Below are 13,330 nucleotides of genomic sequence, written 5' to 3' on the forward strand. Positions count from 1 at the left end.
ATCCGTCATGCTTCATCATCACCATAAATTGCGGGGCGGCTTGTCCATGCACCGGGGAAACTATGAACGCGACTGAAATTCTGGCACGGCTGATTTCGTTTCCAACCGTCGTGGGCACGCCCAACGGGGAAATCGTCGACTGGATCCGCACCTATCTGCAAGCAGAAGATATCGCGGTCACCGTTATGCCGGGTCCGGAAGGCGACCGCAGCAATCTGTTTGCGACCATCGGCCCACGCGACGTGCCGGGCTACATCATTTCCGGCCATATGGATGTCGTGCCCGCGGAACACGCCGAATGGATATCATCGCCCTTCAGCCTGCGTCGTGACGGCGAACGGCTCTACGGGCGCGGCGCGACCGACATGAAGGGCTATCTTGCCGCAGCACTCGCGGCCGCGCCGAAGCTCGCCAAGGCGGGCCTTACCCGTCCCATTCACCTCGCATTTTCCTACGACGAGGAAGTCGGATGCCGCGGCGTGCCGCATCTGATCGCCAAACTGCCGGCGCTTTGCGCCGCCCCGCTCGGCGCTCTCATCGGCGAGCCAAGCAATATGCGAGCCGTTCTCGCCCATAAGGGGAAGGCCGCCGCCAGCGTGACCGTCCGAGGGCGAGCCGGCCACTCCTCCCGTCCCGACCTCGGCCTCAATGCCATCCATGCCATGGCAGGCGTGCTCAATGCGGCAATCGAGCAAGCGGAACGGCTGTCCGTCGGGCCGTTCGATCAGGCCTTAGAGCCACCCTACTCGTCGCTGCAGGCCGGGGTGATCAGTGGTGGCAAGGCGATCAATATCGTGCCGGACCTTTGCCGCCTCGAACTGGAGGCGCGGGCAATATCGGGTGTCAATCCGCAGAGCCTGCTTGCCCCCATCCGCAAGAAGGCGGAAGCACTGCGCGAGGCGGGTTTCTCCGTCGATTGGGACGAAATGAGCGCCTACCCGGCGCTGGCGCTCGATCGGTCATCTCCATTGGTTGCCCTGGTCGAAGACCTCACCAACCAGACGGCGCTCGGCGCAGTCAGCTACGGCACCGAGGCCGGCCTCTATCAGGCAGCCGGTATCGATGCTCTCATTTGCGGACCCGGCGACATCGGCCGCGCCCACAAGCCCGACGAATTCATTCTCGAAAGCGAGCTTGCCGCCTGCCAGAGTTTCATTGAAGCGCTTGGCCAGCGCTGCCAGGCTTGAGGCGGACGGTTTCGATGACATTTCTCTTCAGGTCCGACCAGACACGCGGTGCAATCTTCGCCTCGGCCTTTGCCGAGGCGCTGCCTGACCTGTCTTTCAGCATGGACGAGAAGAGCGTCGATCCCGATTCCGTCCGCTACCTCATAACCTGGACGGTGCCTGACGATCTCGACCGCTACAGGAACCTGGAAATCCTGTTTTCCATCGGTGCCGGCGTCGACCAGTTCAATCTCGATCGGGTGCCGAACCATGTGAAAATCGTCCGCATGATCGAGGATGGCATTGTCCGGATGATGCAGGAATACGTGCTGATGGCCGTCCTGGCGCTTCACCGCAATCTGCCCGCCTATCTCGACCAGCAGAGGCGCCGGCTCTGGGCCCCCGTGCCGCAAGTGCAGGCCGGCGAGTGCCGCATTGGCATTCTCGGCCTTGGCATGCTCGCGCAAGCCGTCATAGAGCGGCTGCAGCTACTCGGCTTCCCGATTGCCGGCTGGAGCCGCAGCGCTAGGACGCTCGATGGCGTTGTCTGTCACCACGGCGCCGATGGCCTTGATACGATGCTTCGGGCAAGCGACATCCTGATCTGCCTTCTGCCATTGACGGACGAGACGCGCGGCTTTCTGGATGCGAGCCTCTTTGCAAAGATGCCGAAGGGCGCTGCTCTCATTCACGCGGGCCGCGGCCCGCAGTTGGACCACGCTGCCCTGATGGACGCAATCGACAGCGGCCATCTCTCGGCTGCGATGACGGATGTCACCGATCCCGAACCTTTGCCGGAAGCGCATCCCTTCTGGACCCATCCCAAGATCATCGTCACACCGCATATCGCCAGCGTTACCCAGCCAGCCAGCGCTGCGCGGATCGTCATAGACAACATCAAACGTCACCTCTGCGGCCTCGATCCCATCGGGCTCGTCGACCGACGCCTAGGCTATTGAAACAACCGAAAGGATCGACATGTCCCTGCTGAAAACCCTCGACCCTAACCCGACCTTTGCGCCGCGTGAATCGCTGCCGGCGCCCGAGAAGCTGATTGCCGGCTCCCCATCCTTCAAGACCTGGGCGATGGACGAGGCGAAGGACGGCAAGGTTCTCTCCGGCGTCTGGGAAGCGACCCCCGGCGAAACGAAGTCGATCAAGGGCGAGGTTTTCGAATTCTGCCACATCCTCTCCGGTCTCGTCGAAATCACGCCCGAGGGCGGTGAACCCGTCACCTACAGGACCGGCGACAGCTTCGTGATGAAGCCAGGCTTCGTCGGGGTCTGGAAGACGATCGAGACGGTGCGCAAGTTCTACGTCGTCGTGAACTGACAGCATGAGGGCGGCGGCAATCCTGCCACACAGAGGGTATCTGCCGCAGCCTTCAGAACCTTGGAAACATTGGTCGGCACAGTCCAGCGCAACGATTTATGCTCGGATGGTCTGACCGGTCTCGGACATCCCGAGAAGGAATATCCCATGAGCCTCAGCTTCGATCCCGACAGCCTGCCCCTGCCCATCGGCCATTTTATCGGCGGCGAACTCATCGCGACCACCGACGGTATCGCAATGCATCGGCCGTCCGATGCAAAAACCTATGCCGATTGTCCGGTTGCCGACGCCGATCTGGTGGACCGTGCCGTCGACAATGCAAAAGCGGCGCTGAAAGCCAGCAACTGGGGCGGCGTGCGCCCGCGCGAGCGGACGAAGGCGCTGCAGGCCTGGGCCGACCTGATCGAGAGGGAAGCCGAAGCCTTGGCAAAGATCGAGGCCCTGTCCTCGACGCGTCCTGTGGGCCAGCTCGTTGCTGGCGATATTGCCGTGACGGCCGAGCAGATCCGCTTTTTCGCCGAATTTGCAGACAAGGAAGGCAGCGATCTCGTACCGACCGACGATCAGACGCTCGGCATGATTGTCAGCGAACCCTATGGCGTTGTCGGCGCGATCACGCCGTGGAATTTCCCGATCTCCATGGCCGGCTGGAAGCTCGGGCCGGCTCTTGCGGCCGGCAATGCCGTGGTGATCAAGCCGTCGGAAATGACGCCTTTCTCGACCGTCTACATGGCCCAGCTCGCCGTCAAGGCCGGCATTCCGGCGGGTTTGATCAATGTCGTTTTGGGCGATGGTCCCGTTACCGGCAATGCGCTCACCGGCCACGCCGACATTGCCAAGGTGAGCTTCACCGGCTCTACCCGCGCAGGCTCGGCGATCATGGAAAATATTGCCCGCACCGGCGTCAAGCCGATGACGTTGGAACTGGGCGGCAAGAGCCCGCAGATCGTCTTCGCCGATGCCGATATCGACAAGGCTGCTGCCGCAATCGCGGGCAGCGTCATCTTCAACGCCGGCCAGGCCTGTGTCGCCGGCACCCGGCTGATCGTTGAGAAATCGGTCGCGGACAGGCTTGTCGCGGCAATCGTCGCGCAGATGAAAACAGTGCGTCCCGGGCCGACCTGGGACGAGACAACACAATATTCGCCCATCATTTCCGAGCGGCAACGCGCCCGCATCGCCAGCATCGTCGATGCCGCGAAAGTTGCCGGCGGCGAATGCCTGACGGGCGGCGGCTTGATGGCCGGCGAAGGCTACTTCTTCGAGCCGACCCTGATCGCCAATGTCGACCAGATGAACCCCGCCATTGTCGAGGAAATCTTCGGACCCGTGTTGACGGTGCAGACATTCGAGAGCGAGGAAGAGGCACTGGCGCTCTCGTCCCACCCGATCTACGGCCTGGCTTCCGGTCTTTTCACGAAAGACCTGTCGCGGACGATCCGCTTTGCCCGCAAGCTTGAAGCAGGCACCGTCTGGGTCAACCGCTACAGCCGTTCGCGCGACCATATCCTGCCCACCGGCGGTTACAAGCGCTCGGGAATCGGCAAGGATCTTGGGCGCGAGGCCTATCATGCAAACCGCAAGACCAAGAGCGTGCTCATCAGCCTCTGAGGAAGAAACCATGAAGACCTATTCAATCGCCCTGATCCCCGGTGATGGCATCGGACGTGACGTTGTCGACGCCGCCTGGGAGGTCTTGGAGGCAGCTGCCGAAACCGCCGGCTTCGCGCTCGATGGCACGGAATTTCCATGGTCCTGCGCGTTTTACAAGGAAACCGGGCGGATGATGCCGGAAGACGGGATCGAGACGCTGCGCGGCTTCGACGCCATTTTCCTGGGCGCCGTCGGCTGGCCGAAAGAGGTGCCGGATGCAGTCTCCCTGCATGGGCTGCTGCTGCCGATCCGCAAGGCGTTCGTGCAATATGCCAATATCCGCCCCCACCGCATCCTGCCAGGTGTGGAAGGCCCGCTGAAGGCGGAGAATTTCGACATTCTCTGCATTCGCGAGAATACGGAAGGCGAATATTCAGGCGCTGGCGGCCGCGTCCACCAGGGCATGGACAACGAGGTGGCCGTCGAAACCTCGATCTTTACCCGCAAGGGCGTCGAGCGCATCGTCCGCTTCGGTTTCGAACAGGCAAAGGCCCGTCGCGGCAAGCTTGCCTCGGTCACCAAGTCCAACGCGCAGAAATATTCCATGGTGTTCTGGGACGAGATCACCCAGCGGCTGGCCACCGAATATCCCGAGGTCGAGGTGACCAGCTATCACGTCGATGCGCTGGCCGCGCGCATGGTCATGGCGCCCGAAAGCCTCGACGTCATCGTCGCCTCGAACCTTTTCGGCGATATCCTCACGGATCTGGGTGCGGCGATTCAAGGCGGCCTCGGTTTTGCGGCCTCGGCAAACATCAATCCGGACCGGTCGGCGCCCTCGATGTTCGAGCCCGTCCACGGCTCGGCCCCGGACATCGCCGGCAAGGGGATTGCAAACCCGATGGCCACCATCTGGTCGGGCGCCATGATGCTGGAGCATCTGGGCGAGACACAGGCAGCCCGGCGCATCATGAAGGCGCTCGCGATCACCACGGGCAAGGGCATCGGCACGGCGCCTGGAAAAGACACCACCGCCACGATTACCGGTGCGGTCAAGAACGCACTGACAACATTGTAAGGATACCTACATGCTGAACCTCAAGGATAAAAGCCTGCTCAGCCAGGCTGGCCTGATCGGCGCAAACTGGGTCGCCGCGCGCTCCGGAAAAACTGTCGATGTCATCAATCCGGCAACGCAGGATGCCATCGGCACCGTTCCGGACATGGATGGCGCAGATACGCGCGCCGCGATCGAGGCCGCAAATGCGGCCTGGAAGTCTTGGAAAGCCGAAACCCATGCCCAGCGCGCCATTCTGCTGGAAAAATGGTTCGATCTGATCATCGAAAACATCGACGATCTGGCGCTCATCCTGACCAGCGAGCAGGGAAAGCCGCTGGACGAGGCGCGCGGCGAAATCCGCTATGGTGCGTCCTTCGTCAAATGGTTTTCGGAAGAGGCGCGCCGCATCAACGGCCACATGATCCCCGCACCGAGCCGCGACCGCCGCATTCTCGTTATGAAGGAGCCGGTCGGCGTCTGCGGTATCATCACGCCGTGGAACTTCCCGAATGCGATGATCACCCGCAAGGTGGCGCCGGCGCTCGCCGCCGGCTGCACGGTCGTCATCAAGCCCTCGGAATTCACGCCCTATGCGGCGCTGGCCCTTGGTGTGCTTGCGGAACGGGCAGGGATCCCGGCGGGCGTGATCAACATCGTCACCGGCATGCCGAACGATATCGGCAACGAGATCATGGCGAACGAGACGGTGCGCAAGATCTCCTTCACCGGTTCGACGCGGGTCGGCTCGCTCCTGATGCGCGGCGCTTCCGACAGCATCAAGCGCCTGAGCCTGGAACTGGGCGGCAATGCACCCTTCATCGTCTTCGATGATGCCGATCTCGATCTTGCAATCGAAGGCGCACTGGCCTCGAAATTCCGCAATGGAGGTCAGACATGCGTCTGCGCCAACCGCATCCTGGTGCAATCCGGCGTCTACGAGACGTTTGCCGCCATGCTGAAGACCCGCGTGGAAGCGATGAAGGTCGGCCCGGGCACGGAACCCGGCGTTTCGATCGGTCCGATGATCAACAGCGCCGCGATTGAAAAAATCGAACGTCATGTTGCCGATGCCTTGGCAAAGGGCGGCAAGATCATCACCGCGACGCCCGTCCTGCCGAGGGGCGCCCAATTTACCGCGCCCGTGGTGCTCACGGGCGCGACGACAGACATGGAGCTTGCGACCGAAGAGACCTTTGGCCCCGTGGCTCCACTCTTCCGCTTCGAGACCGAAGAGGAAGCCATCGCCATTGCCAACGGCACCCCGTTCGGTCTCGCGTCCTATTTTTATACCGAAAACATGAAGCGCGCCTGGCGCGTCGGCGAGGCGCTGGAATTCGGCATGGTGGCGCTCAATACCGGTCTCATCTCCATGGAAGTCGCCCCCTTCGGCGGCGTCAAGCAATCCGGTCTCGGCCGCGAGGGTGCGCAGATGGGGATCGAGGAATATCTCGAGACCAAGAGCTTCCACATCGGCGGGCTCGCCTGACGGGGACATCGGGCGGGCTCCATCCCGCCCTTGTCTCACCATCCATGACGACAAAAAAGAAGGCACTGATTGCTTCCAATCGGTGCCTTGAGTTTGTGCCTTCGGGGAGTAGGCGTGGAGGGTCTTACTGGAACTTGTCGAGCAGCTTGTAGTATTGGCCGACCAGCGGCAGGAACCAGGGCTTGCCGAAATGACCGGGCACCGCTGGCCAGGGATAGTCGCGCATCGGGTTGCGGTCGGCGCGGCCAAGGATTGCGTCCGCCACCATCATGCCCAGATGGGTCGAAAGCTGCGCGCCGTGACCGGAATAACCCATGGCATACCACAAACCATCCTGGGAACCGGCGCGCGGGTAGCGGTCGGCTGTCATGTCGACGAGACCGCCCCAGCAATAGTCGATGTCGATGCCTTTCAGCTGCGGAAAGATGCGCTCCATGCTCTCGCGCAGAATCTCGCCGCTTTTGGAATCCGAGCGTTGGTCGGAGGTCGCGGAAAATCGCGCGCGACCGCCGAAAATCAGTCGGTTATCCGGCGACAGACGCCAGTAATTGCCGATGTTCATCGTGTTGACGCAGGTGCGGTTGCCCGGCATCACGGCTGCGGCCTCGCTCTCGGTCAGGGGCCGTGTCGCAACCAGGAAGCTGCCGACGGCAATGATGCGGCGGCGGAAGAAGGAGAAATTCCGCGTCGTGTAGGCGCCCGTCGCCAGGATCACATTGGCCGCCGTCACATCGCCGCGCGCGGTCACCAGCGTATGAATACCGTTGGCCTCTCGGTGATCGCTGACTGCCGCGGCTTCATGGATGGCAGCGCCATGGCGAGCCGCCGCCTCGGCCAGGCCCACCACATAGCGCCCCATATGCATCATGGCGCTCTTCTTTGAGAGCATTGCGCCATAGAAGGGCGAGCCGACCTCGCTCTTGAGGTCGTCGGACGTCAGGAGCGCCGTATCCGGATCGCATTCCCTGTTCAGCGCTTCGAAATTTCGTGCGATCGCTTCGAAATGCTTGGGCTTGGACGCCAGCTTCAGCTTGCCCGAACGGCGGAAATTGCAGTCGATACGCTCTTCGGCGATCAAGGCCTCGATCGTATCGATGGAATCGTCCAGCGCCTTGTAGAGCGCAATGGCGCGCTCCTTGCCGAGCTCCGCCTTCGCACCGAGATAGCTGTGCGCGAGCCCGTTGTTCAGATGTCCGCCATTGCGGCCCGACGCGCCGAAGCCGACGCGCTCGCTTTCCAGGACGACGACCTTCGCCCCGCCCTTGGCAAGCTGCCGTGCGGCGGCAAGCCCGGTAAAGCCCGCACCGACGATGGCGACATCGAAGTGCCCGCTGACTGGCCCTTGCGCGGCACCGGCGAAGGCCGGCGCCGTGTCATGCCAATAGGAGACGAATTTCATAGTCATCGCCCTTACAAGCCGACGACGCCGGGAAGTCCTGAAATGTCGGCGATTTCGGTATAGCCGTAATAGGGGTTGGCCGGCTCATGACCGCGGTTCACCCAGACCTTGTTCTTGATACCGAGATCATGGGCCGACATCAGGTCATAGCGGAAAGAGGACGAGCAATGCAGAACGTCTTCCGGCCCGCAGCCCAGCATGTCGAACATATATTCGAACGCCTGGAAACGCGGCTTGTAAGCCTGTGCCTGTTCGGCGGTATAGACCTTGTGGAAGGGCGCACCGAGCTTTTCGACATTCGACATGATCTGCGAGTTCATCGCGTTGGAAAGAATGACCAGCGGAATTTCCTTGGCGACCTTGGCAAGACCGGCCGGCACATCCGCATGGGGACCCCAGGTGGGAACGCGCTCATAGATCGTCTTGGCATCTTCGTCCTTGAAGGTGACGCCGTTCGCCTTGCAGGTCCGCGAAAGCGAATTATGGACGACGTCCGCATAGGGCTTCCAGGCTCCCATGATCTCGTCGAGACGATAGGCGGCGAAATTCGTCTTGAATTTCTGCATCGCCTGCTCATCCAGCTGGTCGCCATAGAGGTCGTCGGCCGCACCCACCATGTCGAAATTGATCAGCGTGCCGTAGCAATCGAAGGAGATATATTTCGGGCGAAAGGGGGCCATGACGTTCTTCCTCTATCTTTGTGTGCATTGGCCCCATCATAGAATGACGCGAATTGCCTTGGCGGCGCGAATTGGCATGCCCCGGAAGCACAAAGTGTTTTAATGACCGCCCCGTTTGGCACAGTATTGCATGACAGCCGTCAATTCACCGCCCGGAATGACCTCCGCTGGGGCCGTCGATATCCCCATCAGCATAAGATGCGGGATGCGCACGGTGGTTTGGGGGAAGATAGTGCGCAGACCTCTGCTTTCAGATGAATAGCTTCCCTTTCTTGTCCGAAACTTCAGGCCAGGAAAGGAATACCCATGCAGAGCCAATTTGATATCGTCGCCTTCGGGCCTGAGCATATTGATGGTGCAGTCGCGCTGACGCAGGCCGAGAACTGGCCACACCGGCGCGAAGACTGGATGCTGGTGCAGCAGCTGAGCGCTGGCGTTGTCACCATAAACGCGGAAGGCCGCGTCACCGGGACGACGCTCGTGACACCCTATGGGGACGATTGCGCCACCATCAACATGGTCATCGTCGACAAGTCCATGCGCGGCCTCGGCGTTGGACGCAAGCTGATGGAAGAGGCATTTAAACTGGCCGGCAATCGGCCGCTCCGCCTCATCGCGACGCAGGAAGGCCTCCCGCTTTATGAAAAGCTCGGCTTTGTCGCCGTCGGAACGATCTTGCAGTACCAGGGCCACGTGCTCCCCTGCGCCGCCGCCGAGGGGGTCGAGGACATGGCCGCCGGCGATCTCGACGCCCTGAAGATGCTTGACCGCGAGGCCTATGGTGCGGATCGGTCGAGCATGATCGATGCGCTGGTGGCGTGTGGCAGCATTGCGGTGGTCCGCAAGGGCGATGCGGTGGAAGCCTATGCGGCGATCCGGCCCTTCGGGCGCGGCGAGGTGATCGGCCCGGTCATTGCGCCCGATGTTGAAAAGGCCCGTGCATTGATTGCCTATCATGCCGCCTCCCGTCCCGGCGCGTTTCTGCGCGTCGACACGGGAAGCGAGACCGGCCTTGCCTCCTGGCTTGCCGAAATCGGACTTGCCCATGCCGGCGGCGGAGTCGCGATGCGGCGTCCGCCCAAGGACAACGCAGAACAGGCCCGCCGAAAAGTCTACGCTCTGGCCAACCAGGCCCTCGGTTGAACTCATCTGGAGAAGCAGAATGCTTGCCAATTCCCTGATCGAACTCGATCGCGCCCATCTTATCCATCCCGTCGCCTCCTATCGCGGACATGAGCGCCAGGGCGTGCGGGTGTTGACATCCGCCCGCGGCGCAACGGTCACCGACGCCAGCGGCCACCAACTGGTCGACGGATTCGCCGGTCTGTGGTGCGTCAATGCCGGTTACGGCCACGAGAGCATCGTCGAGGCGGCGGCCCGCCAGATGCGCCAGCTGCCCTATGCGACAGGATATTTCGACCTCGGCTCTGAACCAGCCATCCGGCTTGCCGCCGAACTCGCCGATCGCGCGCCGGGCGATCTCAACAGGCTTTATTTCACGCTCGGCGGATCCGATGCGGTCGATTCGACCATTCGCTTCGTCCACTATTACTGGCACGCGAAAGGCCAGCCAAAGCGCGACCAGTTCATCTCGATCCAGCAGGGCTATCACGGTTCATCGACGGTCGGTGCCGGACTGACGGCACTACCGGCCTTCCATGCCGGCTTCGGCGTTCCCTTCGACTGGCAGCACAAGATCCCTTCGCCCTATCCCTATCGCAACCCGGTCGGCGAGGATGCGGCAACGATTATCGACGCGTCGCTTTCGACCCTGAAGGCGAAGATCGAGGAAATCGGGCCGGACCGTGTTGCAGCATTTTATGCCGAGCCGATCCAGGGCTCCGGTGGCGTCATCGTGCCGCCGAAAGGCTGGATCAAGGCCATCCGCGACCTCTGCCATCACTACGGCATCCTCTTTATTGCCGACGAAGTCATCACCGGCTTCGGCCGGACGGGGCCGCTCTTTGCCTGTGCAGACGAGGATATCGTTCCGGACATGATGACGGTCGCCAAAGGCCTGACCTCCGGATATGTGCCGATGGGCGCTGTTTTCATGTCTGATGGCGTCTATGACGTGATTGCCGATGCTGCCGGCGAAACCGCCGTTGGCCACGGCTACACCTATTCGGCCCATCCCGTCAGTGCGGCGGTCGCACTGGAAGTGCTGAAGCTCTACGAAGGCGGCCTGCTGGAAAATGGCCACAAGGCCGGTGCCCGCCTGATGGCCGGGCTGGAAAGCCTGCGCGATCATCCTCTGGTGGGCGATGTCCGCGGCCGCGGCATGCTTGCGGGCGTCGAACTCGTGACCGACAAGGCGAAGAAGACCCCGCTTCCAGCCGCCGCCATGCCCGCCCGGCGGATCTTCGACCGCGCCTGGGACAATGGCCTCGTCATCCGGGCCTTCCCGCAGGGCGTTCTCGGCTATGCGCCGCCGTTCTGCTGTACCGATGCCGAGATCGACGCCATCGTCGAGCGGACCCGCAAGACGCTGGACCAGACGCTCGCCGACCCGGATGTCAGGTCCGCCATGGCTTGAGAGCGGATTCCCGAAATATCGCCGGGGCGGCAAAGTTCGCAATTTTATGCTGCTGCCTCCGGCAATATCGGAGAATAAGCCACAGTCGCCATGCAACACTTCAATTGGGGAACGGGCCGAACTCCAGGCCCCGACATCGCAGACTGGGTGAAAGGCAACATTTCTTCTTTCAGATTTCAGTATTCGGAACCTTGCTGATCGTGGGAAGCGACGGCTCTGCACCGACAACTAGCTTGCACAACGCCATCACAAAACCTGCAACGGTCCGTTTGTGACAATCAACCGAGGTGGAAGGTCCGCAATCAAGACGGCCGCTATCCCAACCGACAGAAAAGGGGAATGAAATGACTGACAAGATCACCAATTGGACGAAGTCCGACGACGCCAAGGTCGAGGACGCCATTCGTCGCGGTGCATCCCGCCGCGATCTCCTGAAGTTGATGCTGGCAAGCGGCGTGGCCCTTTCAGCCGGCGGCGCGGTTTTCGGCCGGGCCACGAGTGCCGTTGCCGCAACCCCGGTTTCGGGCGGCCATTTCAAGGCCGCCGGCATTTCCGCTTCCAACGCCGATACGCTCGACCCGGCCAAGGCCTCGCTCGGCACAGATTATGTACGCTGCTGTTCGCTCTACAACCGCCTGACCTTCATCGACGCCAGCGGCGTCCCGCAGATGGAACTCGCCGAAAAGCTCGATACTAAGGATGCCAAGACCTGGACCGTGACGCTGCGCAAGGGCGTCACCTTCCATGACGGCAAGGCGCTGACCTCGGCCGACGTCGTGTTCGCGCTGAAGCGTCACCTCGACCCGGCCGTCGGCTCCAAGGTCGCGAAGATCGCGGCCCAGATGTCGGAGATCAAGGCGATCGACACCAGTACGGTTGAAATCGTCCTGAAGGCCGCCAATGCCGACCTTCCCCTTATCCTGGCGCTGCACCACTTCATGATTGTGCAAGATGGAACGACCGACTTTTCGAAGGGGATCGGCACCGGTGCCTTCGTGCTCGAGACATTCGAACCGGGCGTGCGCTCGCTGATGCAGAAGAACAAGAACTACTGGAAGCCGGGCCTTCCGCATATCGATACTTTCGAATTTATCGCAATCAGCGACGACAATGCCCGCGTCAACGCGCTTCTCGCCGGCGACATCCAGTTGGCCTCCGCCATCAACCCGCGTTCGGCAAAGCAGGTCGAAGCCCAAAGTGGCTTCGAATTGTCGAAGTCGACGAGCGGCAACTATACCAACCTCAACATCCGCCTCGATATGAACAAGCCGGATTTCGTGACGGGCATGAAGTATCTGGTCGATCGCGAACAGATCGTCGCGGCGGCGCTTCGGGGCTTTGGCGAAGTCGGCAACGACCAGCCGATTTCCAAGGCCAATTTCTTCCACAACGCAGACCTTAAGCCCAAGGCCTTCGATCCCGACAAGGCCAAGCATTACTTCGAAAAGGCCGGCGTTCTCGGCCAGTCGATCCCGGTCGTCGCCTCGGAAGCCGCCGGCAACTCGATCGACATGGCAATGATCATCCAGGCAGCCGGTGCCGATGTCGGTCTCAAGCTCGACGTCCAGCGCGTGCCCTCCGATGGTTACTGGGACAAATACTGGTTGAAGGCGCCGATCCATTTCGGCAACATCAACCCGCGTCCCACCCCGGACATCTATTTCTCGCTTCTCTACTCGTCCGACGCCCCCTGGAACGAGAGCCAGTACAAGTCGCCGAAGTTCGACAAGATGCTGCTTGAGGCCCGCGGACTGCTCGACCAGGCCAAGCGCCAGGAGATCTACAACGAGATGCAGACCATGATCTCCGAGGAAGCTGGCACCATCATCCCGGCCTACATCACCAACGCGGATGCGATTTCCAGCAAGGTGAAGGGCCTGTTGCCCAACTCTCTCGGCGGCATGATGGGCTATGCCATGGCTGAGTATATCTGGCTTGAAGCCTGATATCAGGCGTGTCGTCCGGAGGGCTCTGCCCTCCGGACATGAGCAACGCCAGACCATTGCGCGACAGCAGGGCGACCGCGATTTGCAGGCGGACCCTCGGCAATCGGTTCTTCTTTTTAAACACGTTTGATG

Annotated in this window: 11 protein-coding genes; 9 read left to right on the top strand and 2 right to left on the bottom strand. The window is 61.6% G+C overall.

From position 1 onward, the window contains the following. Positions 1 to 62: 62 nt before the first annotated feature. The 6 genes from argE (at position 63) to VH564_RS23125 (ending at position 6,637) form a co-directional block, all read left to right on the top strand. Complete coding sequence (gene argE, locus VH564_RS23100) at positions 63 to 1,187, top strand: acetylornithine deacetylase (RefSeq protein ID WP_423342198.1); 1,125 nt, start codon at positions 63 to 65, stop codon at positions 1,185 to 1,187. 14 nt (positions 1,188 to 1,201) lie between these two features. Then, complete coding sequence (locus tag VH564_RS23105; RefSeq protein WP_423342199.1) at positions 1,202 to 2,125, top strand: 2-hydroxyacid dehydrogenase; 924 nt, start codon at positions 1,202 to 1,204, stop codon at positions 2,123 to 2,125. A 19-nt stretch (positions 2,126 to 2,144) separates the two neighbouring features. After that, entirely contained in the window at positions 2,145 to 2,498 is a 354-nt protein-coding gene (locus tag VH564_RS23110) for a cupin domain-containing protein (RefSeq protein WP_423342200.1), read from the top strand. 147 nt (positions 2,499 to 2,645) lie between these two features. Continuing rightward, positions 2,646 to 4,109, top strand: coding sequence for an aldehyde dehydrogenase family protein (locus tag VH564_RS23115; RefSeq protein ID WP_423342201.1), 1,464 nt, complete (start codon positions 2,646 to 2,648; stop codon positions 4,107 to 4,109). 10 nt (positions 4,110 to 4,119) lie between these two features. Beyond that, the gene (locus VH564_RS23120; protein ID WP_423342202.1) at positions 4,120 to 5,169 is read left to right on the top strand and encodes a tartrate dehydrogenase; all 1,050 of its coding nucleotides are present in this window, start codon (positions 4,120 to 4,122) and stop codon (positions 5,167 to 5,169) included. Between the two features lie 10 nt (positions 5,170 to 5,179). After that, a complete protein-coding gene (locus VH564_RS23125) occupies positions 5,180 to 6,637 on the top strand; it encodes an NAD-dependent succinate-semialdehyde dehydrogenase (protein WP_423342203.1) in 1,458 nt (485 codons plus the stop codon). 124 nt (positions 6,638 to 6,761) lie between these two features. On the opposite strand, the gene VH564_RS23130 is transcribed toward VH564_RS23125, so the two are convergent. Both VH564_RS23130 and VH564_RS23135 read right to left on the bottom strand, forming a co-directional pair. Beyond that, entirely contained in the window at positions 6,762 to 8,036 is a 1,275-nt protein-coding gene (locus VH564_RS23130; protein WP_423342204.1) for an NAD(P)/FAD-dependent oxidoreductase, read from the bottom strand. A gap of 11 nt (positions 8,037 to 8,047) precedes the next feature. Beyond that, the gene (locus tag VH564_RS23135) at positions 8,048 to 8,716 is read right to left on the bottom strand and encodes a haloacid dehalogenase type II (RefSeq protein WP_423342205.1); all 669 of its coding nucleotides are present in this window, start codon (positions 8,714 to 8,716) and stop codon (positions 8,048 to 8,050) included. 306 nt (positions 8,717 to 9,022) lie between these two features. On the opposite strand from VH564_RS23135, the gene VH564_RS23140 reads away from it, so the two are divergent. The 3 genes from VH564_RS23140 to VH564_RS23150 all read left to right on the top strand — a co-directional run bounded on the left by VH564_RS23140 (position 9,023) and on the right by VH564_RS23150 (position 13,198). Then, on the top strand, positions 9,023 to 9,859 hold the full coding sequence (locus tag VH564_RS23140) for a GNAT family N-acetyltransferase (protein WP_423342206.1): 837 nt from the start codon (positions 9,023 to 9,025) through the stop codon (positions 9,857 to 9,859). 19 nt (positions 9,860 to 9,878) lie between these two features. Beyond that, positions 9,879 to 11,252 carry an aspartate aminotransferase family protein gene (locus VH564_RS23145; RefSeq protein ID WP_423342207.1) on the top strand — a complete coding sequence of 458 codons (1,374 nt, stop codon included), beginning with the start codon at positions 9,879 to 9,881 and terminating at the stop codon, positions 11,250 to 11,252. 344 nt (positions 11,253 to 11,596) lie between these two features. Continuing rightward, positions 11,597 to 13,198 carry an ABC transporter substrate-binding protein gene (locus VH564_RS23150; protein ID WP_423342208.1) on the top strand — a complete coding sequence of 534 codons (1,602 nt, stop codon included), beginning with the start codon at positions 11,597 to 11,599 and terminating at the stop codon, positions 13,196 to 13,198. Positions 13,199 to 13,330: the final 132 nt, after the last annotated feature.

Source organism: Rhizobium sp. HT1-10 (assembly GCF_049472505.1).
Classification (GTDB): Bacteria; Pseudomonadota; Alphaproteobacteria; order Rhizobiales; family Rhizobiaceae; genus Rhizobium.